The following is a 25,371-nucleotide window of genomic DNA, read 5'->3' as shown; positions in this document are numbered from 1 at the left end:
GAAACTACCTCGCCAGGCTTATTTGATCGCCTTGTCGGTGATGGCCGTGGTGTAGGCGCCGGTCGGCGCCTTGGTGATGATCTTCTGGTCGAGCAGCGCCTTGGCGGTGCGCTCGTAGGTCGCCGGGTCGAGCTTGCCGTCGGCATTGTCGATCAGCTTGGCGACTTCGCTCATCATCCGCTTCTGGTGGTTCTCGTCCTGGCCGCCGCCGTCCATGACGATGCCTGCGGCTTCGTCATTGTTGTCGATGGCGTATTTCCAGCCCTTCATAGAGGCGCGCACGAAACGCACCATCTTGTCTTCGAAGGCCGGATCCTTGAGCTTGTCTTCCGAGGCATAGAGCCCGTCCTCGAGCAGGTCGTTGCCCATGGCAGAGTAGTTGAACACGGTCAGCTGCTCCGGCTTGTAGCCGGCGTCGATCAGCTGCCAGTACTCATTGTAGGTCATCACTGAGATGCAATCCGCCTGCTTCTGGATCAGCGGCTGCACGTCGAAGCTCTGCTTGAGCACCGTGACGCCGTCCGGGCCGCCTTCGGTCTTCAGGCCGAGCTTGTTCATCCAGGCATAGAACGGATACTCGTTGCCGAAGAACCAGACGCCAAGCGTATGGCCCTTGAAATCGGCTTCCGTCTTGATCGGGCCGTCTGCCGGGCACACCAGCTCCATGCCGGCCTTCTTGAACGGCTGGGCGATGTTGACAAGCGGCACGCCCTTTTCGCGCGCGGCGAGCGCGCCGCCCATCCAGTCGACGATGACGTCGGCGCCACCGCCGGCGATCACCTGCTCGGGCGCGATATCGGGACCGCCCGGCTTGATGTCGACATCGAGACCTTCGGCCTCATAGAAACCCTTGGCCTTGGCGACGTAGTAGCCGGCAAACTGGGCTTGCGTGACCCATTTCAGCTGCAAGGTCACCTTGTCGGCGGCCATTGCCTGGAACGCGGCCAGCGACATTGCGCCGGCCAGAACTGGAATAATCAGTCTTTTCATGTTTTTACCCTCTGAAGTTAACACCCAAAACCCACCGCCCTATCCACCACGGACAGAGGGATGCCAAAACGTGACAGCTCTCTCGATAAGAGCGACCACGCCATAAAAGACCGAACCCGCCAGTGCTGCAACTGCGATTTCGGCCCAGACCATGTCGATGTTCATCCGCCCGACCTCGGTCGAGATGCGGAAGCCCATGCCGACAACCGGCGTGCCGAAGAATTCGGCGACGATGGCGCCGATCAGCGCCAGCGTCGAGTTGATCTTCAGCGCGTTGAAGATGAAGGGCGCCGCGGCCGGCAGCCGGAGCTTCAAGAGCGTTGGCCAGTAGCCCGACGCGTAGGTACGCATCAGGTCGCGCTCCATATGGCCGGAGGCGGCAAGGCCTGCGACCGTGTTCACCAGCATCGGGAAGAAGGTCATGATGATGACGACAGCCGCCTTGGACGGCCAGTCGAAACCGAACCACATCACCATGATCGGTGCGACACCGATGATCGGCAGCGCCGAGACCATATTGCCGATCGGCAACAGCCCGCGCCGCAGGAACGGCACGCGGTCGGCCGCGATCGCCACCAGGAAGCCGGCGCCGCTACCGACGACGTAACCGAAGATCACCGCCTTGAAGATGGTCTGGCGGACATCGGCGCCGAGCACCGGCAGGGAACTGGCGATGCGCGCGCCGATGGCGCTTGGCGGCGGCAAAAGGATGAAGGGAATGCCGGCGCCGCGCGTCACCGCTTCCCAGATGATCAGGATCCAGGCTCCGAAGATCGCCGGGATGATCAGCCGCAGCGCCATGCGGACGCCTTTCGCCATCGGCCGAAGCCCCGACAGCACCGCCACGCAGCGCCAGGCCAGCAGCCAGGCAGCCGTGAGCAGCAGGAAGTACGGCGCCAATGCCGTGCCTTCGAAACCCGTAATGCCCGAGATCAGCATCCAGGCGACGAGGTGCGCGCCGACAAACAGCACCACGGCCTCCGCCAGCGACGAAATCCTGAGCATTGAGATCAGCCCCGCCAGCACGGCCAGGCCGATCATCGGCGTTTTTATTCCGAAATACGGGTAGTCGAAGCTCGCTGCGGGGTTTGCCAGTGCAGCCGCTTCCGGCTTCGACATCGCGCCAAGCGCCAGAGCGACAAGACACAGGAGAATGGCCAGCACTGCTTGCCAGGAGGGCTTCAGCCAGTTCATGCCGGCCTCCCGCCCATGGCGCGGTCGACGAGACGCCCGGCTATGCCGACCACCATGACCAGAAGTGCCGCCACCACCGAGCCCGCAACCAGCGCCGACCAGATATCGATGGACTGGCTGTAATAGGCGCCGGCGAGCAGTTTCGCGCCGATGCCGGCGACAGCGCCCGTTGGCAGTTCGCCCACAATGGCACCGACCAGGCTTGCCGCCACCGCTACCTTCATCGAGGTGAACAGAAACGGCACCGCGGCCGGCACGCGCAACTTCCAGAAGGTCTGCGAGGCGCTGGCATTGTAGGTGTGCATCAGGTCGAGATGCATGATCTCGGGCGAACGCAAGCCCTTCACCATGCCGACCGTCACCGGAAAGAACGATAGATAGGTCGATATCATCGCCTTCGGGATGAGACCGGTGATGCCGACCGCCGCGAGCACGACGATGATCATCGGCGCCACCGCCAGGATCGGAATGGTTTGCGAGGCGATGATCCACGGCATCAGGCTGCGGTCGAGCGTCGCCACATGCACGATGCCGACTGCGATGATGATGCCGAGCGCCGTGCCGAAGGCAAAGCCGAGCAGAGTCGAGGACAGCGTCACCCACGCATTGTAGACGAGGCTGCGGTTCGAGGTGATGGGCCGCAGGAATGTGTTCTCGAAGAAATTCACCGCCACCTGATGCGGCGCCGGCAGTGTCGGCTTCGGCTGCGACAACGTCTTGCCGATGAATTCGCTCAAGGTAGGCGTTTCACCGGCTCGCCGGTCGAGATCGCGCTGGAACGGCGTGTTGAGGATGACGGCGAAAACGTACCAGAGCACGACCACGCCAGCGAGGATCGATGTCACCGGAACAAGCTTGTCACGGAAGCTGTCCATCTAGCGCACCGCCTCAATCTTCATAGCTGTGCCCCGCGTGCAGACCATCGCGGACGCGCGCGGCGATCGCCAGGAATTCCGGCGTCTCGCGGATGTGGAGCGGCCGCTCTCTGGGCAGCGTCGATTCGATGACATCGGTGACGCGGCCCGGGCGTGGCGACATGACGACGATGCGCGTCGAAAGATACACGGCCTCGGGAATGGAGTGGGTGACGAAGCAGATGGTCTTGTTGGTGCGTCCCCACAATTCCAGCAATTGCTTATTGAGGTGATCGCGCACGATCTCGTCCAGCGCGCCGAACGGCTCGTCCATCAACAGAAGGTCGGCGTCGAAGGCCAGCGCGCGGGCGATCGAGGCGCGCTGCTGCATGCCGCCAGAAAGCTGCCAGGGATATTTCTTCTCGAAACCTGAGAGGTTGACGAGGTCGAGCGTGCGGTTGATCCGCTCCCTCTGTTCTGTCTTTGACAGGCCCATGATCTCCAGCGGCAGCCCGACATTGCGCTCGATGGTGCGCCACGGAAACAGCGCGGCGGCCTGGAAAACATAGCCATAGGCGCGTTTCTCGCGCGCCTGTTCGGCCGTCATGCCGTTGATCGAAATCGTCCCCGAGGTCGGCTTCTCCAGATCCGCGATGACGCGCAGCAAGGTGGTCTTGCCGCAGCCCGATGGGCCGATGAAGGAGACGAACTCGCCCTTGCCGATGGTGAGGTCGACATTGGAGAGCGCCTGTACCGGACCGTCATTGGTCTGAAAGGTAAGGTCAAGTTTGCTTGCCGAAACGACGGCTGGCGAGGTTCCCGTCATTGGCCGCACGCCGCCTCTCGTAGCCGCCGCTGCGCAGGATGAAATGCCGTTGCATTTGCGTTGATGTTGTTTTCCACTCGTCCAATCCCACTCAACCGACGCCCGGAGCCTTGCCGATGTCGCCGAAACCCACCTGTCACCTTATCCGCCCTGAAAGCACTTATGAAGGCAAGCAGGGATTGACCTATTTCGCCGGCATTGCCGCCGAAACGGTCGGCTCGTCCGGCATCTGCATGCATCTGCTCACCCTGCCGCCCGGCGCCCGCGCCAAGGCGCACCTGCATCAAAGCCATGAAACGGCGATCTACGTGCTCTCCGGCGAGGTCCACACCTGGTATGGTGACCGGCTCGAACATCACATCGTCGTCAAGGCCGGTGACCTCTTCTACATCCCCGCCGGCGTGCCGCATCTGCCGGCCAATCTGAGCAACTCCCCGTCCTCGGCCGTCATCGCCCGCACCGATCCCAACGAACAGGAAAGCGTCGTCCTGCTGCCGGAACTGGATGCGCTGGTCGCCTGACACTGGCGGGATCGTCGTCATTTGCACCGCGAGACTTCCCCCATGACGTTGCCGTCTTCGTCGGCAATCGTCAGCTTTTTGGGGTTTTTCGCGCTGCGCTTGATGGTGAACTTGGTAGGCTCCTGTCCCTCTTCGCCTTCCGCCTCACAGGTTGCTGTCACCACCAGGGAGCCATCGGCCTGCGCCTGCTTCTGCGTGAACGTGCAGGCGCTGGCGGCGGTGACCAATTCCTTGTCGGTCAAAAGCAACATCTGATCGGCGGCGACTTCCTGGCCGTTGCGGTTGATGCAGCCATATTTGTCGCCGTATGGTTTCGACAGGTCGATCCCTGCCGCCGAAGCCTGACCGGCCAGAACGACAAGCATCGCAACAGACAGACTAAAACCACGCATGCTCATTCCCCCAAAAATCATGAACAAGGCTGCAGCGGCCCCATTTCTTCAAGGCCGGGAATGGTCACGAAGAAACCACCCTCGCCCTTGTTGGTGACCACCACGGTTTCAGCCGTCGTCCCCGCCTCGCCCTCGGCGGAACAGGTCGCATCAAGCGATTGCGTACCCGGCGCCGAGGTCAATTGCTGCGCAAACCGGCAGCCACTGCCATAGGTCTCGATGCCTTCCGCGGTCAGTACGATATAGTCGTCGCCGTCCTGGTACCCGGCCGTTGCGACGACGCAACCGGCATCGTTGCCCCAGGAGCCAACCAGCACGCTGGCTGCATTTGCCGGAGCAACGACGACGATCGCCACGACCAGTGAGATGAGCGCTGCGGAGCTCCGCAACCTCAGACCCCGGTCGCCGGAATGCCGGTGCGTTCCACCTTGCGCGGCGCGGTAATGTCCTTCCAGGTCGACAGCGCCCGGTTGACCGCCGCGTTCGGCTCGCGGGCGACGAATTCGCCATGGCCGGGCTTGGCCTTGACCTCGGCTTCCTCGATCGACAACTCGCCGCGCGAGAAAACGAAGCGTGGCAGGCCGGTCACCTCGAAGCCCTCGAAGACGTTGTAGTCGATCACCGATTGCTGCTTCTTCGAGGTGATCTTCTTCTTGCGCTTCGGGTCCCACACCACGATGTCGGCATCCGCGCCTTCGACGATGGCGCCCTTCTTCGGATACATGTTGAGGATCTTGGCGATGTTGGTCGAGGTCACGGCGACGAACTCGTTCATCGTCAGCCGGCCGGTGTTGACCCCGGTGCTCCACAGCACCGGCATGCGGTCTTCGAGGCCGCCGGTGCCGTTCGGAATCTTGGTGAAATCGCCGACGCCATTGCGCTTCTGCTTGGTGGTGAAGGCGCAGTGATCGGTCGCCACCACCTGCAGCGATCCGGCTTGCAGGCCGGCCCACAGCGAATCCTGATGCAGCTTGTTACGGAAGGGTGGGCTCATGACGCGGCGCGCCGCATGGTCCCAGTCCTTGTCGAAATACTCGCTCTCATCCAGCGTCAGGTGCTGGATCAGCGGCTCGCCGAACACCCGCATGCCCTTCTGCCGTGCCCGGCGGATGGCTTCGTGGCTCTGCTCGCAGGAGACATGCACGACATAGAGCGGCACGCCGGCCATGTCGGCGATCATGATGGCGCGATTGGTTGCTTCGCCTTCCACTTCCGGCGGACGCGAGTAGGCGTGACCCTCGGGGCCGTTATTGCCGGCGGCGAGCAGCTTCTGCGACAGGGCCGCGACCACGTCGCCGTTTTCGGCATGCACCAGCGGCAGCGCGCCGAGATCGGCACAGCGCTGGAACGACGCATACATCTCGTCGTCGTCGACCATCAGCGCGCCCTTGTAGGCCATGAAATGCTTGAACGAGGTGATGCCCTTGTCGACGACTGTGGCCATCTCGTCGAACACCTGCTTGCCCCACCAGGTGATCGCCATGTGGAAGGAGTAGTCGCAGGACGCCTTCGAGGTCTTGTTGTCCCACATCTGCAAGGCTTCGAGCAGCGACTGCTGCGGCGCCGGCAGGCAGAAATCGACCACCATGGTCGTGCCGCCGGAGAGCGCCGCACGCGTCCCGGATTCGAAATCATCGGCCGAATAAGTGCCCATGAACGGCATTTCGAGATGCGTATGCGGATCGACGCCGCCCGGCATGATGTAACAGCCGGTGGCGTCGAACTCATGGTCGCCGTGCAGGTTCGAGCCGATGGCGACGATCTTGCCATGCTGCATCAGCACATCGGCCTTCCACGTACGGTCGGCGGTGACGATGGTGCCGTTTCGGATGACTTTGGTCATTGTCGTGTTCCCTTGTTCTCTTCGCGCTTCTTTGTGAGCGTCGTTTGAATCCAGATTTTTAGTTCACGCCACGATCCCCGCTGTCTCCACCACCGCGTGGAACAGCACGTCGGCGCCGGCGCCGGCCCATTCCTTCGAAATTTCCTCGGCCTCGTTGTGTGACAACCCGTCAACGCAGGGGCACATCACCATGGCGGTCGGCGCAACGCGGTTGATCCAGCAGGCATCGTGACCGGCGCCCGAGACGAGGTTGCGGTGGGAATAGCCGAGGCGCTCAGCAGCATCGCGGATCGCCTTGACGCAGCCGGCGTCGAAGGTCACCGGATCGAATGCGCCGACCTGCTCGACCTTGTACTGGATGTCGAGGGCCTCGCAGATCGTGTCGATGCCTTCGCGGATGCGGCCATCCATGGCGTCGAGCACTTCCTTCTCCGGCGAACGGATGTCGATGGTGAAGACGGTGCGTCCGGCGATGATGTTGCGTGAGTTGGGAAACACTTCCATGTGGCCGACAGCACCGACGGCATCGGGCTGGTAGTCCATGGCGATCTCGTGCACCAGCTCGATGACGCGGGCCATGCCGAGCCCGGCATTGCGGCGTTTGGGCATCGGCGTTGAGCCGGTATGCGCTTCCTTGCCGGTGAGCGTCACCTGCAGCCATTTCAGGCCCTGGCCGTGGGTGACGACGCCGATATCGATGCCTTCATCCTCAAGGATCGGTCCCTGCTCGATATGCAGTTCGAAGAAGGCGTGGATCTTGCGATCGCCGACCTTCTCGGTGCCCTTCCAGCCGATACGCTCCAGCTCCTCGCCGAATTTTTTCCCCTGTTTGTCGGTGTGCTGATACACGTCCGCCTGCTCCAGCACGCCGGCGAACACGCCGGACGCCATCATCGCCGGCGCGAAGCGCGAGCCTTCCTCGTTGGTCCAGTTGGTGACGACGATCGGATGCCTGGTGGTGATACCGAGATCGTTGAGCGAGCGGATGATCTCCAGCCCGCCGAGCACGCCGAGCACGCCATCATATTTGCCGCCGGTCGGCTGCGTGTCGAGATGGCTGCCGACATAGACCGGCGGCAGGCTGGGATCGGCGCCTTCCCTGCGGGCAAACATGGTACCCATTTCGTCGAGGCCCATTTCGAGCCCGGCCGCCTCGCACCAGCGTTTGAACAGATGCCGGCCCTCGCCATCCTCGTCGGTCACGGTCTGGCGATTGTTGCCGCCGGCAATGCCGGGGCCGATCTTCGCCATCTCCATGATGGAATCCCACAAACGGTCTGAATTGATTCGCAGATTCTCGCCGGGTGCGGCCATACAGAGTCCTTCCATTTCATGTTCTGGACGGGTGGCGGTTCCCATCGCCACCCGCCCAGATAAAAGCAAGCTTAGTCGATCGCCCTCAGCACTTCACGCACATGGTCGACCAGTTCGTTGATCTGGCCCTTGGTGATGATCAGCGGCGGCGACAGCGCGATGATGTCACCGGTGGTGCGGATCAGCGCGCCGCGCTCGAACGCCTTGACGAAGGCCGAGAAGGCCCGCTTGGTCGGTTGGCCGGTGATCGGCGCCAGTTCAATCGCGCCGATCAGGCCGATGTTCCTGATGTCGATGACATGCGGCTCGCCCTTCAGCGAATGCAGCGCGTCTTCCCAATAAGGCGCCAATTCCTCGCCACGGGTCAGCAGGCCCTCTTCCTTGTAGGTGTCGAGCGTGCCGAGTGCGGCAGCACACGCGATCGGATTGCCCGAATAGGTGTAGCCGTGGAAGAACTCGATCATGTGCTCGGGGCCGGTCATGAAGGCGTCGTGGATTTCCTTCTTCACGAACACCGCGCCCATCGGGATGACGCCGTTGGAGACGCCCTTGGCAGTGGTCATGATGTCGGGCGTGACCCCGAAATAGTCGGCGGCGAACGGCGCGCCGAGACGGCCGAATCCGGTGATGACCTCATCGAAGATCAACAGAATGCCATGCTTGGTGCAGATTTCGCGCAGCTTCTGCAGGTAGCCCTTCGGCGGCAGGATGACGCCGGTGGAACCGGCGACCGGCTCGACGATGACGGCAGCAATGGTCGAGGCATCATGCAGCGTAACGATGCGTTCCAACTCATTGGCGAGCTCCGCGCCATATTCCGGCACGCCTTTGGAGAAGGCGTTCTTCTCCGGCAGATGCGTATGCGGCATATGGTCGACGCCGCCCAGCAGCGTGCCGAACATCTTGCGGTTGCTGACGATGCCGCCGACCGAGATGCCGCCGAAATTGACGCCGTGATAGCCACGCTCGCGGCCGATCAGGCGGGTGCGTGCGCCCTCACCCTTCACGCGGTGATAGGCGATCGCCATCTTGAGCGCCGTGTCGACCGATTCCGAACCGGAATTGGTGAAGAAAACATGGTCCATGCCCTTGGGCGCGAGATCGACCAGGCGGTTGGCCAGTTCGAACACGATGGGGTGGCCCATCTGGAAGGCCGGTGCGTAATCGAGCTCGGCCGCCTGATGCTGGATCGCCTCGGTGATCTTGGGTCGGCAATGGCCGGCATTGACGCACCAGAGACCCGCGGTGCCATCGAGCACCTTGCGGCCATCGCTGGTGGTGTAATGCATGTCCTTGGCGGACACGAACATGCGTGGCGCCTGTTTGAACTGCCGGTTTGCCGTGAACGGCATCCAGAATGCGCTGAGATCGTTCGGCGTGACTTTCAGCCGGTTGGACATGACCAAGACTTCCCCTTGTAACCTGTTTCGGTGCGGCTAACGCTTGGTCTTTCCAAGGCTTGGTCTTTGCTGCGTTTTCATGCTACGCAAATTTTGACCGATTGGACAAACGTTAGCACCGCCCTGTCGGCGGTCAAGGGATTACTAGCGGAAATGCGGCCTCCGAAGTGCGCTCCACGGGTAAGAGAAAAACTGGTCCAGAGAATTGGTCCAGATGACTCGCGCGGCCAAGGGTTGCCGGAATGAGCGACGCCATGGAAGGCTCCGCCCCTCGCCGCACCCGCATCCAGCAGGAAAAGCGCGAGCTGATCCTGGAAGCGGCCCTCGAAGTCTTCTCCACCAACGGCTTTCGCGGCTCGACCATCGACCAGATCGCCGAAGCCGCGGGGATGTCGAAGCCGAACCTGCTCTATTATTTCCGTCGCAAGGAAGACATTCATGAGACGCTGATGGAGCGGCTGCTGGCAACCTGGCTGGCGCCGCTCAGGGAACTCGACGATATCGGCGATCCGCTGACCGAGCTCCGGAGCTACATCAGGCGCAAGCTCGAAATGGCGCGCGATTTTCCCAGGGAGAGCCGGCTGTTCGCCAACGAGATCCTGCAAGGCGCGCCGCGCATCAAGCCGCTTTTGGAAGGCGAACTGAAAACGCTGGTCGACGAAAAGGCCAACGTCATCAAGGGCTGGATGCGCGCGGGAAAAATCGCCCGTACCGATCCCTGGCACCTGATCTTCTCGATCTGGGCGACGACGCAGCACTATGCCGATTTCGACGTCCAGGTCCGCGCCGTGCTCGGCGCCGACCGCGGCGGCGACGGCCGCTTCGAGGATGCTGCGCGGTTCCTCGAACAGCTGTTCATCGACGGGCTGAAGCCGAAAGGCTGACTTTGGGCGTCAGGCGCTGCGCAGTTCCTGTGGCTGCGCCTTCAGCAGTTCTTCCAGCTTGGCAATCGAATTCTGCTCGGCCAGCGGCGTGTAGACGATCAGCTTCATGTCCGAGCCGTCATCGATCGACAGGCTCATATGCTCGAACGCCATCGCGCCTGCGATCGGGTGGCGCAGATATTTCTTGCCGGAGAGCCGGTGCACCACGTCGCGCTGCGGCCACCATTCCCGGAATTCCGGGCTTGAGCGCATCATCAGCGCGATCAGCCTCTCGAAATCCGGATCGCCGGTATATTTCGCGCTCTCGGCGCGAAACGCGGCAAGGGTTGCGCGCGCCAACTGTTCCCAGTCGACCAGCAAATGGCGCCGGTGCGGATCGGTGAACACGCCATGGATGATGTTGCGGGCGTCGCCCTCCAGCAGGCTGTAGTCGCCGAAGATTGCGACGGCTCCGGCATTCCAGGCCAGCACATCCCAGCGCGGCCCGACAATATAGGCCGGCTGCAGGACCAGGCTCTGCAGCATGTGCAGCAAAGGCCCTTCGACCTTGACCGGCAAAATGCGCCGGCGCTCGGGCTGCTGGCGGCCGGCCAGCGTGAACAAATGCCGCTTCTCGGCGGCGTCGAGGCGTAGAGCTTCGCAGAGCGCCGTCAGCACCTCCACGGAAGGCCGCACGTCCCTGCCCTGCTCCAGCCAGGTGTACCAGGTCGTGCCGACGCCGGCGATCATCGCCACCTCTTCGCGGCGCAGACCTGGCGTGCGCCGCCTGGCACCGGCCGCAATGCCGGTGGCAGACGGAGAAAGCCGCTCGCGGCGTGAGCGCAGGAAGGCGCCAAGTTCGCGCCGGCGGCTGTCTTCGGGTGATGGTGCGGAAACATCCATGGAGCGCAGTATAGCAGTATCGATACCAGGATAAAGTTTGAACTGTTTGCGGTCCACAAAGCGCCCCATCTTGTCATCCAGAGCGAATATGGAGGCTCTACAACATGGACCTGAAAGACAAGACAATCCTCATCACCGGCTCGACCGACGGCGTCGGCCGTGTCGTCGCGCAAAGGCTGGGCGCCGGCGGCGCGCGCGTGCTGGTGCATGGCCGTGACGCGGCGCGCGGCAAGGCAACCGTCGCCGAAATCGAATCCGCCGGCGGCAGGGCCGAGTTTCTCGCCGCCGACCTCGCTTCGCTGGCGGAGGTTCGCCGCCTCACTGATGCCGTGCGCGCCAAGACAGAGCGGCTCGACATCCTCATCAACAATGCGGGCATCGGCACCGCCGGCGCCAAGCGGCAGATCAGCGCCGACGGCGTCGAACTGCGCTTTGCCGTCAACTATCTCGCCGGTTTCCTGCTGACGTCGGAGCTGCTGCCGCTGCTCAAGGCGAGTTCGCCATCGCGCATCGTCAATGTCGCGTCGGCCGGCCAGCAGGCGATCGATTTCGGCGATGTCATGCTGACGCGCTCCTATGACGGCGTGCGCGCCTATTGCCAGAGCAAACTGGCGCAGATCCTGTTCACCATCGACCTGGCCGGAGAGCTGAAGGGCAGCGGCGTCACCATCAACGCCCTGCATCCGGCGAGCTACATGAACACCACCATGGTCCGCCAGGCCGGCGTGACGCCATGGAGTTCGGTTGAGACCGGCGCCGACGCCATTCTCAAGCTCGCGACATCGCCCGCGCTGGAGGGCCGCAGCGGCCTCTATTTCGACGGCCAAAACGAATCCCGCGCCGATGCGCAGGCCTATGACGCGAAGGCCAGGCAGCAATTGCGAGCCCTGAGCCTCGACCTCGTCGGCCAGGCTTCGCCCGAATCCAAGGAACAGTACTCATGAGCAAGATCGAACACACCGTGATCATCGGCGGCTCGTCCGGCATCGGCCTGGCGACGGCGCGCAAACTGCTTGGACCGGGCATGAAGGTGACCATCACCGGACGAAACAAAGAAAAGCTGACGAGCGCCTGGAAAAGCCTCAGCGGCGCCGCCGACAAGGCGGCCTTCGATGCTTCGAAGCCGGACCAAGTCCGCGGGTTCTTTAGGCAACTCGGCCCCTTCGATCATCTCGTTCTGGCTGCCAGCGGCGGCAAGGGGCTTGGGCCGTTCGAAACCCTCGACCTTGCCGACATCGCTGGCGGAGTCGACGAGAAAGTCCGGCCGCAGCTGTCCTGTTTGCAGGCGGCTTTGCCGACGCTCAACAAGTCGGGATCGGTGACCTTCATCTCGGCGGTATCGGCACAGCTGACCGCGCCCGGCGTCGCCGGCATTGCCGCCGTCAACGGCATGCTGTTGACCGTAGTGCCGATCCTGGCGGTCGAGCTGAAACCGCTGCGCGTCAACGTCGTGGCGCCCGGTGTCATCGACACGCCCTGGTGGGATTTTCTACCCGACGACCAGCGGCAGGCGGTGTTCAGTGAATATGCCGGCAAGACCCCTGTGGGCAGGATCGGCCATGCCGAAGACGTCGCCGGCGCAATCGCCTTCCTCGTCTCCAACGGCTTCATGACCGGCCAGGTGCTGACCTGCGATGGCGGCCTGCGATACGCAGCGTGAGCTGCGTCAGTCGGAAGTCAGGCCGGGCCAGAAGGCGATCGTCATCAGCGCTGCGATGATCGTCCACCAGAGAGCCATATGGGCCGCTTTCAAGAGCGATCTGCCCACTTCGCGGGCGCGCTTGGGGCGAAGTGGGTCGTACTTCACTTCGACCGATGCGCCGACCGACCCGGTCGTTCCGTTGACCGGCAAATTTGACGTGAACCGCCAGGTCTTGCCCCGTCGGTCGACGAATTCGATGATCGGCGTATCCGGGCCGTCATCCGACTTGTCGAGACTGACGACTTTACCGATGGCAACGGCACCGCGTCGCCTGAGCACCAAATCGCCATAGGTTTGCGTGCCGACGAGCGCCAGGAAGAAGACGCCGCACAGGAAGCACCAGATCTGCATGTCGCTTGGCTGCTGGCCGAAGGCTTCCGCGATCGCGCGGAACGGAGACAGCGCCTGATGGGCGGCGTGCGTGACGCCTGCCCAGAAACCGGTCCAACTCAGCTCCATGAACGCTCCAATCGGCGAACCTGGACGTTTTTATACAGCACAATCGCAACGGCGCGATTAATGCGCAGGCGAGGATTGATCCAATCGCCTTCCTAAAGCGACTGCGCGATCAGCGTCAGAAAACCGCCGGCCAGCGCGACATTGCCGACGAAGCCGTTGATGCGCGATGCGCGGTCCGGGCCCTGATGGTCCCAGAAATTGTGGAACATCGGCGTGGCGACGATGAGAAACAGCACCAGCACCGCGCAGGCGATCGCGGTCCACACACCGGCCATCACCAGCGCGCCGGCAATGGTCTGCAGGACGATGCCGGCCCACAGCGCCAGCTTGGCCTGCGGCACGCCGCGCGCGGTCATCAACCCTGTCAGGAAGGCCTCGTTCTGGACATTGCGCAGGCCAGCGAAAACGAAGGCGCCGCCGAGCAACAGGCGGCCGAGAAACAACAGGCTCGAAGGCAAATCGACAGGCATGAAATCCTCCCCTTAAAAAAACAACGCCTAAAGGCAGTCGGAGCGCCGCCTCTCGACGGCGCTCCATCGCTAAACCGGACGGTCAGGCTGCTTTGGCAGTCGGCATCGGATGAATGGCGTGGAACGGGATGCAGAGCCGGTTCCAGGTGTTGATCATGCCGATCGCGACCGACAGCTTGACCAGTTCCTCTTCCGAGAAATGTCGAAGCGTGCTGGCATAGAGTTCGTCCGACACGCCATTGTTGGCGATCAGGGTCGTGGCATCGGTCCAAGCAAAGGCTGCACGTTCCCGCTCGGAAAACAGCGGCGATTCCTTCCAGGCCGAAACCAGATAGAGCCGTATCTCGGTCTCGCCATCGCGCCGCGCCTCGCGGCTGTGCATCTCGACGCAATAGGAGCAACCATTGATCTGCGACGCCCTGAGCTTGACCAAATGCAGCAGGCCCACTTCAAGCCCGCATTCGTCGACCGCCTTGTTAAGCGCCGACACCGCCTTCATGATTTCCGGCGCCTTGGCGAAGAATTGCAGTCTCTGTTTCATCGTCTTTCCTTTCACATCTGTTTGGCGGGGGGTTAAATTTGCTTGGTCGCAGCGGATTTCTGCGGTCGCTGGTGGCGCGCAACGAAGGCGCAGCTCGCGGCAAACGAACGCGGATCGCCTTCTGCTGCGTAATCAGCCACGATATCGGACAACCGCGTTTCCGCGAGAGCCGCGCGATAGGCGCGCTCGGCTTTCAACATCGCAGCGTTGATGCCGCACAGTTTTACATAGGCGGACGCGTCGAGCTTGACCGGACCGTTGCGGCGGATCTCGCCGCAACGAAACGCCGGCTCACGACCTTCGATCGCCAGAACGATGTCGAGCAGCGTGATGCGCTCGGCCGGCCGCGCCAGCCGGTAGCCGCCCGCCGGCCCCGGCACCGATTCCAGGATGCGCTCTGCCGTCAGCATGTTGAGATGCTTCAAGAGATAACTTGGCGACAGGCCGAAGGACTCCGCCAGGGCAGCGCCCGGCATCGTGCTGTTGCCCTCCACGCTGGCCAGCGTGGCCGCGCAATGGATGGCCGCTTCTACGCCCTCGCCGAGTTTCATGATGTTGATCTCCAATTCATGGATACTTTATATCGTGGATAAATCTTATCTGCAATAGAAAAATGAAAAACGGCGCCCGAAGGCGCCGCTTTTTTCGTCGAGCCGTTCCCTACTCCGCCGCCACCTTGGCCATCGGGTTGTTCGGGTGCGTCGTCCAGTTGGCGTAGACGGGCGAGACCGGCTTGCCGGTGCGCTGGTCCATCACGCCGGCGGCCAGCGGCTCCATGGTGATGCAGTTTTCCACCGGGCAGACATTGACGCACAGATTGCAGCCGACGCATTCGGCCTCGATCACCTCAAAGTGCCTGACACCGTCGACCATGTTGGTGATCGCCTGGTGCGAGGTGTCTTCGCAGGCGATGTGGCAGCGGCCGCATTTGATGCAGGCGTCCTGGTCTATACGGGCCTTGGCGATGTAATTGAGGTTGAGATACTGCCAGTCGGTGACGTTGGGCGTGGCGCGGCCGACAATGTCGTCGAGCGAGGCATGGCCCTTCTCGTCCATCCAGTTCTCCAGGCCGGCGATCATCTCCTTCACGATCTTGAAGCCGTAGGTCATCGCCGCCGTGCACACCTGCACGTTGCCGGCGCCGAGCGCCATGAATTCGGCTGCATCGCGCCAGGTGGTGATGCCGCCAATGCCGGAGATCGGCAGGCCGTGGGTTTCGGGGTCGCGCGCGATCTCGGCCACCATGTTCATGGCGATCGGCTTCACCGCCGGGCCGCAATAGCCGCCATGCGAGCCCTTGCCGTCGATGGTCGGCTCTGGCGCAAAGCTGTCGAGATTAACGCCGGTGATCGAATTGATGGTGTTGATCAGCGACACCGCATCGGTGCCGCCGGCATGTGCGGCGCGCGCCGGTTTGCGCACATCGGTGATGTTGGGCGTCAGCTTGGTGATGACAGGCATGCGGGTGTTGGCCTTGCACCAGCGCACCACCATTTCGATGTATTCCGGCACCTGGCCGACAGCCGCACCCATGCCGCGTTCCGACATGCCGTGCGGGCAGCCGAAATTGAGCTCGATGCCGTCGGCTTCGGTCTCCTCGACCACCGGCAGGATCGCCTTCCAGGCGTCCTCGACGCACGGCACCATCAACGACACGACGATGGCGCGGTCGGGCCAGTCCTTCTTGACCTGCTTGATCTCGCGCAGATTGACCTGCAGGTCACGGTCGGTGATCAGCTCGATATTGTTGAGGCCGAGCAGGCGCCGGTCGGCACCCCAGATCGCGCCGTAGCGCGGGCCGTTGACGTTGACCACCGGCGGACCTTCTTCGCCGAGCGTCTTCCAGACCACCCCGCCCCAGCCCGCCTTGAAGGCGCGGATAACGTTATAGGCCTTGTCGGTCGGCGGCGCCGAGGCCAGCCAGAAGGGGTTGGGCGATTTGATGCCGACGAAATTGTTGCGGATGTCAGCCATGACAGGTCCCTTTCAACCGAGACGAAGGAGCAGTTCGACGGGTGCGAGAATGCCGCCTTCAAGCGCGGCGGTGAGATTGGCGATCTTGGTGCGGGCGTTCTCGCCCATGATAAGATTAACACCGGGCGGCGGCTTTTTGCCTTCCGCCTGCGCCGCAGCCATGCGCGCCCGTATCGTGCCGAAAAATTCGATGGCGAAGGCGCCGCGTGGGCGCTCGGCGGCTACTGAGAACCCTGCAGCCGCGGCAGCCGAGCGATAGTCGTCGGGCGTGGCGACGAAGGACATGCTCTCATCGGATGCCCATGGCAGCGGATAGGTCAGCGCACCTGCCTTGAGCCGCATCACATCGTAGACGGCAAAGACGCCGCCCGGCTTGAGCACACGCGCCGCCTCGCTCATCAACTTCTTCTTGTCGGGAAGATTCATGCCGACATGCAGGATCATGGCCGTATCAAAGCTTTTGTTGCTGAACGGCATGTCCAGCGCGCTGCCCTGCACGAACCGGACTTTGTCGGCCATTCCCACCCGCTTCGACAGGCTGGTCGCGATGTCGACATAGCTTTGCGTCAGATCAATGCCGGTGACATCGGCGCCGGCATTGTTGGCGGCAAAGCGGGCTGGACCACCCACGCCGGAACCAATGTCGAGCAGCCTGGCCCCCGGCTTCAAACCCATCTGGCCGATGAGTTCCCTGGTGGCGGCGATACCGCCAATGTGGAACTCGTCGACCGCTTCGAGATCGCCGGCGCGCAGCTGGGCAATGTCCACGCCGGTATCGGCGAGCACGGCAAGAATGTGCTGCTCAAGACCCGATACGTCGTAGTGACGGGCGATGCCCGATTCCACCGAGGCCATGATCTCTATCCCTGCGTCAGACTCCTGTTGATGCTCTCAGCCGCATCGCGGCCTTGTGCCACGGCCGAGACCGTCAAATCATCACCGCCAAAAATGCAGTCGCCGCCGGCCCAGACATTGGCGAGCGAGGTGCGGCCTTCGCCGTCCACCTTGATGCGGCCGGCTTCGAGTTCGATCGCAGCACCGCTGCCGTTGAGTGCCGCCGGCACAAAGCTCTGGCCGATTGCCTTGAACACCTGGTCGGCGACGAGCGTCAGCCGCTCGCCGGTGCCGGCAAGTTTGTCGCCGTTCATGGCGGTGTATTCGAGTTCGATGCCTGACACTTTGCCACCTTCGGCAATGACCCGCTTCGGCTGCAGCCAGTGGCGGATGGTGACGCCGTTGGCGGCGGCCAGATCCTGCTCGAATTCGGAGGCGTTCATGTGCTCCTGGCCGCGCCGGTAGCAGATCGTCACCTCTTCGGCGCCGAGCAGCTTCGACTGGACCGCCGCGTCGATCGCCGTCATGCCGCCGCCGATGACGACGACCCGCCGGCCGACCGGCAGACTTGCGAGATCGCTGGCCTGGCGCAGTTCGGCGATGAACTCGACCGCATTGGTGACGCCGTCGGCATCCTCGCCATCGGCGCGCAGCGCATTGACGCCGCCAAGCCCCATGCCGAGGAAGACGGCATCGTAATTCCTGGTCAGGTCCGACAGCTGGTAGTCGCTGCCGAGCGCCTTGCCGTTCTGGATGTCGATGCCGCCGATGGCGGTGACATAGTCGACCTCGGCCTGGGCGAAGTTGTCGATGCTCTTGTAGGCGGCGATGCCATATTCATTGAGGCCGCCGGCCTTCGGGCGGGCTTCGAGAATGGTCACCTCATGGCCGTGGCGAGCGAGCCGGTGCGCGGCAGCAAGACCCGCAGGTCCGGCGCCAACCACGGCGACCGATTTGCCGGTCGATTCCGCGCGCGGATAGAACTGTTTGTGCTCGGCCATGGCGACATCGGTGGCGTAGCGCTGCAGGCGGCCGATCTGCACCGGCTTGCCTTCCGCCACTTCGCGCACGCAGACCTCTTCGCACAGCGTCTCTGTCGGGCAGACGCGGGCGCACATGCCGCCCAGAATGTTCTGGTCGAAAATCGTCTTGGCCGAGCCGATCGGATTGCCGGTCGAGATCTGGCGGATAAACAGTGGAATGTCGATCGAGGTCGGGCATGCGTTCATGCACGGCGCGTCATAGCAGAAATAGCAGCGGTCGGATTCGACCAGCGCCTCGTGGTGATCGAGCGGCGGATGCAAGTCGGAAAAATTCTCGGCGTACTGGTCGGCGGCAAGCCGTCCACCGGCAATACCGTCCTTGAACTGGCCTACTGGCATCGTCAGTTCCCCATGTTTTCGTTTTGGGGAAGGCTAGCACGTTTTATTTTTTTATCAATTGGTCAATTTTCGCCGCAAGCCTCTGAAAAGCCTCGATAATAACATGATTTTTTTACTCATGTTATGTCTCTATGGCGCGGGCGAAAAGCTGGAGCCTGGAGCGGCATCATGGATCGACCGGATCTCGTCGGCGACCAGTTGCTGCAATCGCCACAGATTGCGGTCGCGGATTCCGAATTCCTCGAGGTGGCTGACGGTGTTGTAGAGATATTCCGCACCCGAGCCGACATGCCCGCAGGCCCGGGCCAGCACCTGCGCCACCCGATCCAGCGGCTGCCCGAGCGACGTCCCCCTGCCCGTCACCCCGACCCAGAACCCGAGCGCCCGCATCGGGCCTTGCGCCGTACGCACCGGAACCCAACGGACCGAGCTGAAACTCTCATGATCGTCGATCTCGCGGCGAAGCAGCCTTTCGATCTGCTGCGGCTTGTCGCCGTCGGGCAGGCGGTAGATGACACCGTCGCATCGCCCGCCGCGTTCGAGCGCCATCATCAGCCCAGGCTGCGCGGTGGTGCCGCGCCAGCGCACCATGTCGAGGCAAAACGAGCGATGCCAGCCGAAAGCCGTGGCACGCTGCCGCTCGACGGACTCGAAGGCCGGCTTCCAGATCAGCGAGCCATAGGCGAACACCCAGAGCGGCCCTGCATCGGCTTCTTCGGAGAGCCGTAAGGCAAGCGTGCGGAAGTCGTCGTCGGTCAGCTGCGTCCAGCTGCCGTCGGGTCCGGGATCGACCTCCTGCCGATGGCACAGTGAAACAAGCTCAGGCGTGAGCGACATCCGGCGCATGAAACGACTACCCCTCGTTCGCCCAAGGAAAGTCGAAAACCGCCGCACGTGCAAGCCACCGAATGGGGCGAAGTGCGGAACGATGTGTCAACGCACACGTTGAATTTTCTCCGGTTCGCTGTCGGATTCGCGTCGCTGAAATCGTCCTTTGATGGATCGGACAACGATCGAAGCATGAAGGTGAGGAGACCAAAGATGCCGAAAACCCCAATGCCCTTCTTTTGGTACGAGCTGATGACCACCGACCTCGATGCGGCGCAAGCGTTCTACACCACCGTCGTCGGCTGGCGGGCCGAGCCCTTCGACAAGGCGCCCGGCATGCCGCGCTACATCGTGGTGAACTCCGCCGAGCGTGGCGTCGGCGGGCTGATGACCATGCCCGAGGACGCCGCCAAAATGGGCATGAAGCCGGCATGGCTCGGCTACATCCACACCAGGGATACGAATGCCTCGACCAAGGCGCTGAAGGCCGCCGGCGGGGCTGTCCACCGCGAGCCGGACGACATTCCCGGCGTCGGCCGCTTCTCGGTCGTCGCCGATCCACAGGGCGCTGCCTTCATGTTTCTGCAGCCCAATGGCCCCGACCAGCCCGTCCTTCCGGCGACAACGCCGGGCCATGTCGGCTGGCACGAACTCTATGCAGCCGACCGGCAGGCGGCCTTCGATTTCTATTCCAGCCAGTTCGGCTGGACCGATGCCGGCAGCATGGACATCGGCGAGATGGGCATCTACCAGACCTTCGGGGCTGGCCCTGAATCCGGCGGTGGCATCATGAACAAGCCGCAGCAGCTGCCGGTGCCGGTCTGGCTGTTCTACTTCAATGTCGATGCCATCGACGCCGCCGCCAAACGTGTCACCGACAATGGCGGCAAGATCGTCATGGGTCCGATGCCGGTTCCGACCGGCCAATGGATCGCCCAGTTCACCGATCCGCAAGGCGCGTATTTCGCGCTGATCGCGCCGGGAAGGTGACCGCGATCAATAGTGCCAGAAGGCGACGGCCTTTCATCGTACCTACCATGAAAGGCCGCTCTCTGCTCGTCGCCATCGAACGCCCGATTATTTCGGGTCGACGAGCTTCAGCGTGTCTTCGTGATACGTACCCCCGTGCGGTTTCCCGGATTTATCTCGCCACTGGACCATCACGTGGCCTTCAAGGGGCCACTTAAGGCTCCGACTGTCATAGGAAGCGCCGCATCAGAATCAGATTTCAGAATAACAACATCACCAATCTTCAGCTTATACGAATGTGTTCCGGACGGCTTAGAGCCTCTCCCAATACTGATAGCCATTTAAGTCGCTGCTCCCGTTTCGTTGCGCTGATCCCAGCCCCGCATGTAATCACTGGTAGCGCCAACTACTAGTATTCAATCGCATATTCCTTGTATCTCACCCTCGCTCGACATCGCTACGATCAGGGCATTCGCCAACAATACGTCTATCCAACAGTCGATTTCAGCGTTAGCCGACTTTTTGCTAGTCTCTTGGCGATGATTATTGTATTTGAAAGCGGGATTTTTCGCGAAAGGACCAGCAATGGCAATGAAACCACACCTGCGTAAAGAGTGGGACAAGGCCGGCTATGGAACCCAAATGGGAAGCAGCGAAGTTGTTCCTCCACCCCCACCCCAATTGCTGCGTCTTTATCATATCACCTCTGCCGAGTATGGTCTTAGCGATATCGGCCTTAAACGTCTCAAGGTTGCGCGATTTACGGAGCTGAATGATCCTTTTGAGCTTCTGGCTGCGAACTGCAAGGACAGCTCTGTAAGATCGACCGCACTAGCGCACAAGAAAAAATATAGCTCCGAGCATGGACTGCTTTGTTTTAGCGCCGATTGGACAAATCCGCTTCTCTGGAGTCACTACGCCTCAAAACACTCCGGGATCTGCCTTGGTTTCGACGTTCCAAGAGGTCGAGCGATAGAGGTAATATACGAGAATAAGCGTAGGGGAATAACCTTAGATAATACCTCACCGGATAAATTATCTGATAAAGTGAAGGTGCTACTTACAAACACGAAGTTCAAAGACTGGAAATACGAGGCCGAGCATCGAATGCTCTTAGACTTGGCGCACACGAATGCCGAAGGAAGGTTTCACTTCAAGGATTTCGGGCCTGAGTTGGTACTCGCAGAAGTGGTCCTAGGACCACTTTGTGAAGTTAACTTGCCGAGAGTGCGGGAGCTGGTGCTTTCGCGGTTCGGCGGCAGTGTAAAAGTTTATAAGTCGCGGCAAGCCTTTGGCGGATATACGGTTGTTCCACAGGAGCGAACGGTAGATTGGTGAATGGAGCCGTGCTGTAAATACCAGCGCAAGTGCCGAGCAACGTGCGTGCGCATGAAGACAAAAGTTCAGCATTTGATGCCGAATTCGATGCATGTGCGAAACGGGCGCGCCGTCAACTTGGCGGCCGGCAGGCCAAACACTGTGGTTTAAATACTGTCTCTTATCGAACTATTCCGGCGTCAGCACCGCGACCTTGATTGTCTCTTTCTTGGCGCCGCTGAGCTGGATCGTGGCCGCGCCGGCCGCAAGTTTGAAGCGCACGCTCTTGCGGATGCCGGGACAGGTCTTCACACCGCTGAAAGCCACGGACTTCGAGGCTTGGCCATTCTGAATGACGTCGACCCACGCCTCATCGGACAGGCTGATCTGGAGTTCTCCCTCCGGCGGCACGGCCACAACCGCCGTTGCGCCAAACGTGCCGGCTGCCGGCGCGCGTTCCGGTGGCACGGCAAAGCTGATCGTGTCAGCCGCTGCGAGCGTGAAATCCACCGCCTGCCCGACTGCCAGGGAAGTGCCGGACTGCACGGCGGCCGCTGCCGGAAATAGTTCCTGCTCGCGTGTCACCGGCCATTTGAAGGCATCGCAGCCGGTATCTGCGGCCATGGCGAAGCTGGTGCCTGCAAAGATTGCGAACAGGCTGATGACGACTTTTTTCATGGCTAGGGAACCTATCTGGTTTGGAGTGTCTACATGCAGATATACAACCATAGAGATATATATGCAACCATAACGAGAACAAATATCGACGTCCAGACTGGAAACAATTTCCAATCACCGATTGTTGATGGCAGGCCATGGGAAGTGAATGGTCCATGGCCAGGTGATCATTTATGGCCGGCCGAAGGGTTGGAAAAATGGAGTTTTAGATGAAGCTTTTTGACGGTCTCAGCAGATCTCAGCCGCAGATGCTCGGCGTCCTGCGCATCATCACCGCCCTGCAGTTCATCGAGCATGGCTCGCAGAAGCTGTTCAATTTCCCGGTCAGCGCCGAGCCTCACGCCCTCACCGGCCTGACGACGACGGCAGGCATTCTCGAATTCGCCGGCGGCATCCTGCTGGCGCTGGGGCTGGTTACCCGACCTGTGGCCTTCCTGCTGGCCGGCGAGATGGCCATCGCCTATTTCATGGCGCACTTCCCGCGCGACTTCTTCCCGATCAACAACAACGGCGACACGGCCATCTCCTTCTGCTTCATCTTCCTCTATCTGGTGTTTGCGGGCGCCGGCGCCTTCGCGCTCGACAACCGCCGCAACGCCTGACAAGGGCGGAACAAAGGGGGTGAGCCTTCACCCCCTCATGCGCTCGAAATTGGCATCGAACAGCGCCGCCGCCTGCATGCGCGCCGTATGGCGTTTGCCCAAAAGTTCGATCTCGAAGCCGTCGCTCTCATCGGCGATCTCCTTCGGCACATAGCCGATGGCGACGGACTTTTTCTGGTGGTGCGCATAGCCGCCTGACGTCACCCAGCCACGCACCGCGCCGCCGAACCAGATCGGCTCGTCGCCGATGACGTCGGCGTCGTCGGCATCGAGGATGAAGGTCCTCAGCCTGAGCTTGCCACCTTGCTTGCGCTCGGCAAGAGCGCCGGCCTTGCCGATGAAATCGGCGTCCTTGCCATAGGCGACGAAACGGTCGAGCCCGGCCTCCAGCGGCCCGTAGATCGGCCGGTATTCGCGCGCCCATGAGCCGTAATTCTTTTCCAGCCGCAGCGCATTGAGCGCGCGCGAGCCGAAAAGGCCGATGCCGAATTCCGCGCCCGCCGCCATCAGCGCCTGGAAGGCAGCGCGCTGATATTCCGGCGCCACCCAGATCTCGTAGCCGAGATCGCCGGTGTAGCTGACGCGCCCGACCAGGCACGGCGCCATGCCGATATCCATTTTCGCCATCGCCATGAACGGGAACGCCGCATTGGCGACGTCCGCGCGGCTGACTTTCGCCAACACGTCCCTCGCCTTCGGGCCGGCGATGGCGAGACCGCAGAGCTTCTGCCCCAGCGCCTCGACGCGCACCGAACCATCCCTAGGCAAATGTGCTTCGAACCAGCGCATATGATACTGCTCGGCGATACCGGAGCCGGCGATGAACCACTCGCCGTCGCCGATATTGGCCAATGTAAAATCGCCGATCAGTTTGCCATCGTCCTTCAGCATCGGCGCCAGCGTCATGCGGCCGGGCTTAGGCAGCTTGCAGGCAAAAATCCGGTCGAGCCAGGCGGCTGCCCCCTCGCCCGTCACCTTGTATTTGGCGAAGTTCGAAATCTCCGCCAGGCCGACGCCTTCACGAACAGTCGCGACTTCTTTCGCGACATGGGTGAAGTCGCTCGACCGACGCCACGAGAACTCGTCCTTGACGCCCACAGGCGCATACCAGAGCGGCACCTCCAGCCCATAGGAGACGCCCCATTGCGCGCCCTTGGCTGACAGCAAATCGTAGATCGGCGTTGTCTTCAGCTGTCGTCCCGCGGGCAGTTCCTCGTTGGGGAAGCGGATCGAGAAACGGCGCGAATAATTCTCGCGCACCTTGGCGTTGGTGTAGGCCATCGTTGCCCAGTCGCCATAGCGTGCCACATCCATGGCCCAGATGTCGGCGCCGGGATCGCCCTCGATCATCCAGTTGGACAAAGCGAGACCAACGCCGCCGCCTTGCGAGAAGCCGGCCATGACGCCGCAAGCGACCCAGAAACCCGGCAGCCCGCGCACCGGCCCGACCAGCGGGTTGCCGTCCGGCGCGAAGGTGAAGGGGCCATTGATGATCTGCTTGATGCCGGTCCTCTCGAAGGCCGGGAAATGCCGGAAGCCGACCTCGAGCGACGGCGCGATGCGGTCGATGTCCGGCTCCAGCAACTCATGGCCGAAATTCCACGGCGTCTGGAATTCGGACCACACCTTGTTGGCCTTCTCATACGTGCCCATCAGCATGCCGCCGCGCTCCTGGCGCAGGTACAGCTCACCGTCGAAATCGACGGCATGGATGATCTCGGTGCCGGTCTTGGCGTTCCACGCCGCAACCTCCGGCATGTCCTCGGTGATCAGGTACATATGCTCCATGGCCAGCACCGGCAATTCCAGCCCGACCATGCGGCCGACCTCGCGCGCCCACAGGCCGCCGGCATTGACGACATGCTCGGCCGCCACCTCGCCCTTGTTGGTGATGACGCGCCACAGCCCGTCGGGCCGGCGCACAATGTCTTCCACCTTGGTGAAGCGTTCGACTTCGGCGCCGAGCTTGCGCGCGGCCTTTGCATAGGCGTGCGTCACGCCGGAGGGATCGAGATGGCCATCCTCCTTGTTGCGGACGGCGCCAACGAATTGTTTCGGATCGAGCAGCGGCATCAGCTCGGCCGCTTCATTGGCCGAGATTTCTTCGAGGTCGATGCCGAGATAGCGCCCCTTGGCGACGACGCCGCGCAGCCAGTCGAGCCGCGCCTCGGTCGCCGCCAGAAGCACGCCGCCGGTCAGATGCACGCCGGTCGCCTGACCAGACAGCTCCTCGATCTCCTTGTAAAGCGAGATCGTGTATTTCTGCAGCTTGGCGACGTTGGGGTCGCCATTGATCGTGTGCATGCCGCCAGCCGCATGCCAGGTCGAGCCTGAGGTCAGCTCATCGCGCTCCAGAAGCACGACATCGGTCCAGCCATGGCGGGCCAGATGGAACAGCACCGAACATCCGACGACGCCACCGCCAATGACCACCACCTTTGCATGCGATTTCATGGATTTTTCTCTGATATCAGTGAGTTGGGGAGATAGAGTGAATCAGAGAGGCAGCGCCAGG

The 25,371-nt window shown here is 62.1% G+C and carries 27 protein-coding genes; 7 read left to right on the top strand and 20 right to left on the bottom strand.

Translation table 11 applies throughout. The features are described 5' to 3' along the window. Positions 1-18: 18 nt before the first annotated feature. From AC1D1B_RS20235 to AC1D1B_RS20220, 4 genes are read right to left on the bottom strand one after another with little or no spacing between them, the layout of a single operon-like run. On the bottom strand, positions 19-990 hold the full coding sequence (locus AC1D1B_RS20235) for an ABC transporter substrate-binding protein (RefSeq protein ID WP_477261874.1): 972 nt from the start codon (positions 988-990) through the stop codon (positions 19-21). A gap of 39 nt (positions 991-1,029) precedes the next feature. After that, the gene (locus AC1D1B_RS20230; protein WP_477334208.1) at positions 1,030-2,184 is read right to left on the bottom strand and encodes an ABC transporter permease; all 1,155 of its coding nucleotides are present in this window, start codon (positions 2,182-2,184) and stop codon (positions 1,030-1,032) included. Then, positions 2,181-3,059, bottom strand: a complete 879-nt coding sequence (locus AC1D1B_RS20225) for an ABC transporter permease (protein ID WP_477334207.1) — start codon at positions 3,057-3,059, stop codon at positions 2,181-2,183. The genes AC1D1B_RS20230 and AC1D1B_RS20225 overlap by 4 nt, the downstream gene beginning before the upstream one ends. 13 nt (positions 3,060-3,072) lie before the next feature. Further along, positions 3,073-3,864 (bottom strand): ABC transporter ATP-binding protein, encoded by a 792-nt coding sequence (locus AC1D1B_RS20220; protein ID WP_477334206.1) that lies wholly within the window; start codon positions 3,862-3,864, stop codon positions 3,073-3,075. Positions 3,865-3,980: 116 nt separating this feature from the next. Between AC1D1B_RS20220 and AC1D1B_RS20215 the strand changes: the two genes are divergently transcribed. Beyond that, positions 3,981-4,385: a cupin domain-containing protein gene (locus tag AC1D1B_RS20215; protein WP_477334205.1), complete on the top strand. Its 405-nt coding sequence runs from the start codon at positions 3,981-3,983 to the stop codon at positions 4,383-4,385. A 17-nt stretch (positions 4,386-4,402) separates the two neighbouring features. Here AC1D1B_RS20215 and AC1D1B_RS20210 read toward each other — a convergent pair whose 3' ends face one another. From AC1D1B_RS20210 to aptA, 5 genes are all read right to left on the bottom strand, one after another. Continuing rightward, positions 4,403-4,777: a hypothetical protein gene (locus AC1D1B_RS20210; RefSeq protein WP_477334861.1), complete on the bottom strand. Its 375-nt coding sequence runs from the start codon at positions 4,775-4,777 to the stop codon at positions 4,403-4,405. A gap of 17 nt (positions 4,778-4,794) precedes the next feature. After that, the gene (locus AC1D1B_RS20205; protein ID WP_477334204.1) at positions 4,795-5,166 is read right to left on the bottom strand and encodes a hypothetical protein; all 372 of its coding nucleotides are present in this window, start codon (positions 5,164-5,166) and stop codon (positions 4,795-4,797) included. Between the two features lie 2 nt (positions 5,167-5,168). Further along, on the bottom strand, positions 5,169-6,620 hold the full coding sequence (gene hydA / locus AC1D1B_RS20200) for a dihydropyrimidinase (protein ID WP_477334203.1): 1,452 nt from the start codon (positions 6,618-6,620) through the stop codon (positions 5,169-5,171). 63 nt (positions 6,621-6,683) lie between these two features. Further along, a complete protein-coding gene (locus AC1D1B_RS20195; RefSeq protein ID WP_477334202.1) occupies positions 6,684-7,934 on the bottom strand; it encodes a Zn-dependent hydrolase in 1,251 nt (416 codons plus the stop codon). 71 nt (positions 7,935-8,005) lie between these two features. Further along, on the bottom strand, positions 8,006-9,334 hold the full coding sequence (aptA, locus tag AC1D1B_RS20190; protein ID WP_477334201.1) for an omega-aminotransferase AptA: 1,329 nt from the start codon (positions 9,332-9,334) through the stop codon (positions 8,006-8,008). A 254-nt stretch (positions 9,335-9,588) separates the two neighbouring features. Here aptA and AC1D1B_RS20185 point away from each other — a divergent pair, with 254 nt between their 5' ends. Beyond that, positions 9,589-10,218, top strand: coding sequence for a TetR family transcriptional regulator C-terminal domain-containing protein (locus tag AC1D1B_RS20185; RefSeq protein WP_477334859.1), 630 nt, complete (start codon positions 9,589-9,591; stop codon positions 10,216-10,218). 9 nt (positions 10,219-10,227) lie between these two features. On the opposite strand, the gene AC1D1B_RS20180 is transcribed toward AC1D1B_RS20185, so the two are convergent. Beyond that, the gene (locus tag AC1D1B_RS20180) at positions 10,228-11,100 is read right to left on the bottom strand and encodes a helix-turn-helix transcriptional regulator (protein ID WP_477334857.1); all 873 of its coding nucleotides are present in this window, start codon (positions 11,098-11,100) and stop codon (positions 10,228-10,230) included. Positions 11,101-11,204: 104 nt separating this feature from the next. Here AC1D1B_RS20180 and AC1D1B_RS20175 point away from each other — a divergent pair, with 104 nt between their 5' ends. Beyond that, a complete protein-coding gene (locus tag AC1D1B_RS20175; protein ID WP_477334200.1) occupies positions 11,205-12,044 on the top strand; it encodes an SDR family NAD(P)-dependent oxidoreductase in 840 nt (279 codons plus the stop codon). Next, positions 12,041-12,760 (top strand): SDR family oxidoreductase, encoded by a 720-nt coding sequence (locus AC1D1B_RS20170; RefSeq protein WP_477334199.1) that lies wholly within the window; start codon positions 12,041-12,043, stop codon positions 12,758-12,760. The genes AC1D1B_RS20175 and AC1D1B_RS20170 overlap by 4 nt, the downstream gene beginning before the upstream one ends. A 6-nt stretch (positions 12,761-12,766) precedes the next feature. Here the strand turns inward: AC1D1B_RS20170 and AC1D1B_RS20165 are convergent, their stop codons facing one another. The 8 genes from AC1D1B_RS20165 to AC1D1B_RS20130 all read right to left on the bottom strand — a co-directional run bounded on the left by AC1D1B_RS20165 (position 12,767) and on the right by AC1D1B_RS20130 (position 19,308). Next, positions 12,767-13,261, bottom strand: coding sequence for a DUF3592 domain-containing protein (locus AC1D1B_RS20165; RefSeq protein ID WP_477334198.1), 495 nt, complete (start codon positions 13,259-13,261; stop codon positions 12,767-12,769). A 92-nt stretch (positions 13,262-13,353) separates the two neighbouring features. Then, the gene (locus AC1D1B_RS20160) at positions 13,354-13,731 is read right to left on the bottom strand and encodes a DoxX family protein (RefSeq protein WP_477334197.1); all 378 of its coding nucleotides are present in this window, start codon (positions 13,729-13,731) and stop codon (positions 13,354-13,356) included. 82 nt (positions 13,732-13,813) lie between these two features. Continuing rightward, on the bottom strand, positions 13,814-14,272 hold the full coding sequence (locus AC1D1B_RS20155) for a carboxymuconolactone decarboxylase family protein (protein WP_477334196.1): 459 nt from the start codon (positions 14,270-14,272) through the stop codon (positions 13,814-13,816). Positions 14,273-14,304: 32 nt separating this feature from the next. Beyond that, on the bottom strand, positions 14,305-14,823 hold the full coding sequence (locus AC1D1B_RS20150) for an RrF2 family transcriptional regulator (RefSeq protein WP_477334195.1): 519 nt from the start codon (positions 14,821-14,823) through the stop codon (positions 14,305-14,307). Positions 14,824-14,932: 109 nt separating this feature from the next. Then, on the bottom strand, positions 14,933-16,246 hold the full coding sequence (gene preA / locus AC1D1B_RS20145; protein WP_477334194.1) for an NAD-dependent dihydropyrimidine dehydrogenase subunit PreA: 1,314 nt from the start codon (positions 16,244-16,246) through the stop codon (positions 14,933-14,935). Positions 16,247-16,258: 12 nt separating this feature from the next. Next, positions 16,259-17,101, bottom strand: a complete 843-nt coding sequence (locus tag AC1D1B_RS20140; protein WP_477334193.1) for a class I SAM-dependent methyltransferase — start codon at positions 17,099-17,101, stop codon at positions 16,259-16,261. 5 nt (positions 17,102-17,106) lie between these two features. After that, on the bottom strand, positions 17,107-18,462 hold the full coding sequence (locus AC1D1B_RS20135; protein ID WP_477334192.1) for an NAD(P)-dependent oxidoreductase: 1,356 nt from the start codon (positions 18,460-18,462) through the stop codon (positions 17,107-17,109). 129 nt (positions 18,463-18,591) lie between these two features. Beyond that, positions 18,592-19,308: a gamma-glutamylcyclotransferase gene (locus AC1D1B_RS20130; RefSeq protein ID WP_477334191.1), complete on the bottom strand. Its 717-nt coding sequence runs from the start codon at positions 19,306-19,308 to the stop codon at positions 18,592-18,594. Positions 19,309-19,503: 195 nt separating this feature from the next. Between AC1D1B_RS20130 and AC1D1B_RS20125 the strand changes: the two genes are divergently transcribed. After that, positions 19,504-20,280, top strand: coding sequence for a VOC family protein (locus AC1D1B_RS20125; protein WP_477334190.1), 777 nt, complete (start codon positions 19,504-19,506; stop codon positions 20,278-20,280). Between the two features lie 564 nt (positions 20,281-20,844). After that, the gene (locus AC1D1B_RS20120; RefSeq protein WP_477334189.1) at positions 20,845-21,597 is read left to right on the top strand and encodes a DUF2971 domain-containing protein; all 753 of its coding nucleotides are present in this window, start codon (positions 20,845-20,847) and stop codon (positions 21,595-21,597) included. Between the two features lie 168 nt (positions 21,598-21,765). Here AC1D1B_RS20120 and AC1D1B_RS20115 read toward each other — a convergent pair whose 3' ends face one another. Continuing rightward, positions 21,766-22,254: a hypothetical protein gene (locus tag AC1D1B_RS20115; protein WP_477334855.1), complete on the bottom strand. Its 489-nt coding sequence runs from the start codon at positions 22,252-22,254 to the stop codon at positions 21,766-21,768. A 209-nt stretch (positions 22,255-22,463) separates the two neighbouring features. On the opposite strand from AC1D1B_RS20115, the gene AC1D1B_RS20110 reads away from it, so the two are divergent. Continuing rightward, positions 22,464-22,856 carry a DoxX family protein gene (locus AC1D1B_RS20110; RefSeq protein WP_477334188.1) on the top strand — a complete coding sequence of 131 codons (393 nt, stop codon included), beginning with the start codon at positions 22,464-22,466 and terminating at the stop codon, positions 22,854-22,856. Positions 22,857-22,883: 27 nt separating this feature from the next. Here AC1D1B_RS20110 and AC1D1B_RS20105 read toward each other — a convergent pair whose 3' ends face one another. Next, a complete protein-coding gene (locus AC1D1B_RS20105) occupies positions 22,884-25,310 on the bottom strand; it encodes a GcvT family protein (RefSeq protein WP_477334187.1) in 2,427 nt (808 codons plus the stop codon). Between the last annotated feature and the right edge of the window lie 61 nt (positions 25,311-25,371).

The organism is Mesorhizobium sp. P2_C5_2, assembly GCF_056404535.1.
The sequence above is the reverse complement of the archived record's forward strand: the minus strand, read 5'-3'. Positions and strand labels throughout refer to the sequence as shown.

Bases quoted from the DNA above. Each gene is read 5' to 3' on its own strand.
- AC1D1B_RS20225 (WP_477334207.1), bottom strand. From the start codon at position 3,059: ATGGACAGCTTCCGTGACAAGCTTGTTCCGGTGACATCGATCCTCGCT.
- AC1D1B_RS20185 (WP_477334859.1), top strand. From the start codon at position 9,589: ATGGAAGGCTCCGCCCCTCGCCGCACCCGCATCCAGCAGGAAAAGCGC.
- AC1D1B_RS20150 (WP_477334195.1), bottom strand. From the start codon at position 14,823: ATGAAACTCGGCGAGGGCGTAGAAGCGGCCATCCATTGCGCGGCCACG.
- AC1D1B_RS20175 (WP_477334200.1), top strand. From the start codon at position 11,205: ATGGACCTGAAAGACAAGACAATCCTCATCACCGGCTCGACCGACGGC.
- AC1D1B_RS20165 (WP_477334198.1), bottom strand. From the start codon at position 13,261: ATGGAGCTGAGTTGGACCGGTTTCTGGGCAGGCGTCACGCACGCCGCC.
- AC1D1B_RS20230 (WP_477334208.1), bottom strand. From the start codon at position 2,184: ATGAACTGGCTGAAGCCCTCCTGGCAAGCAGTGCTGGCCATTCTCCTG.
- AC1D1B_RS20215 (WP_477334205.1), top strand. From the start codon at position 3,981: ATGTCGCCGAAACCCACCTGTCACCTTATCCGCCCTGAAAGCACTTAT.
- AC1D1B_RS20105 (WP_477334187.1), bottom strand. From the start codon at position 25,310: ATGAAATCGCATGCAAAGGTGGTGGTCATTGGCGGTGGCGTCGTCGGA.
- preA (WP_477334194.1), bottom strand. From the start codon at position 16,246: ATGGCTGACATCCGCAACAATTTCGTCGGCATCAAATCGCCCAACCCC.
- AC1D1B_RS20235 (WP_477261874.1), bottom strand. From the start codon at position 990: ATGAAAAGACTGATTATTCCAGTTCTGGCCGGCGCAATGTCGCTGGCC.
- AC1D1B_RS20170 (WP_477334199.1), top strand. From the start codon at position 12,041: ATGAGCAAGATCGAACACACCGTGATCATCGGCGGCTCGTCCGGCATC.
- AC1D1B_RS20160 (WP_477334197.1), bottom strand. From the start codon at position 13,731: ATGCCTGTCGATTTGCCTTCGAGCCTGTTGTTTCTCGGCCGCCTGTTG.
- AC1D1B_RS20110 (WP_477334188.1), top strand. From the start codon at position 22,464: ATGAAGCTTTTTGACGGTCTCAGCAGATCTCAGCCGCAGATGCTCGGC.
- AC1D1B_RS20135 (WP_477334192.1), bottom strand. From the start codon at position 18,462: ATGCCAGTAGGCCAGTTCAAGGACGGTATTGCCGGTGGACGGCTTGCC.
- AC1D1B_RS20125 (WP_477334190.1), top strand. From the start codon at position 19,504: ATGCCGAAAACCCCAATGCCCTTCTTTTGGTACGAGCTGATGACCACC.
- hydA (WP_477334203.1), bottom strand. From the start codon at position 6,620: ATGACCAAAGTCATCCGAAACGGCACCATCGTCACCGCCGACCGTACG.
- AC1D1B_RS20140 (WP_477334193.1), bottom strand. From the start codon at position 17,101: ATGGCCTCGGTGGAATCGGGCATCGCCCGTCACTACGACGTATCGGGT.
- aptA (WP_477334201.1), bottom strand. From the start codon at position 9,334: ATGTCCAACCGGCTGAAAGTCACGCCGAACGATCTCAGCGCATTCTGG.
- AC1D1B_RS20195 (WP_477334202.1), bottom strand. From the start codon at position 7,934: ATGGCCGCACCCGGCGAGAATCTGCGAATCAATTCAGACCGTTTGTGG.
- AC1D1B_RS20220 (WP_477334206.1), bottom strand. From the start codon at position 3,864: ATGACGGGAACCTCGCCAGCCGTCGTTTCGGCAAGCAAACTTGACCTT.
- AC1D1B_RS20115 (WP_477334855.1), bottom strand. From the start codon at position 22,254: ATGAAAAAAGTCGTCATCAGCCTGTTCGCAATCTTTGCAGGCACCAGC.
- AC1D1B_RS20130 (WP_477334191.1), bottom strand. From the start codon at position 19,308: ATGCGCCGGATGTCGCTCACGCCTGAGCTTGTTTCACTGTGCCATCGG.
- AC1D1B_RS20155 (WP_477334196.1), bottom strand. From the start codon at position 14,272: ATGAAACAGAGACTGCAATTCTTCGCCAAGGCGCCGGAAATCATGAAG.
- AC1D1B_RS20120 (WP_477334189.1), top strand. From the start codon at position 20,845: ATGGCAATGAAACCACACCTGCGTAAAGAGTGGGACAAGGCCGGCTAT.
- AC1D1B_RS20210 (WP_477334861.1), bottom strand. From the start codon at position 4,777: ATGCGTGGTTTTAGTCTGTCTGTTGCGATGCTTGTCGTTCTGGCCGGT.
- AC1D1B_RS20180 (WP_477334857.1), bottom strand. From the start codon at position 11,100: ATGGATGTTTCCGCACCATCACCCGAAGACAGCCGCCGGCGCGAACTT.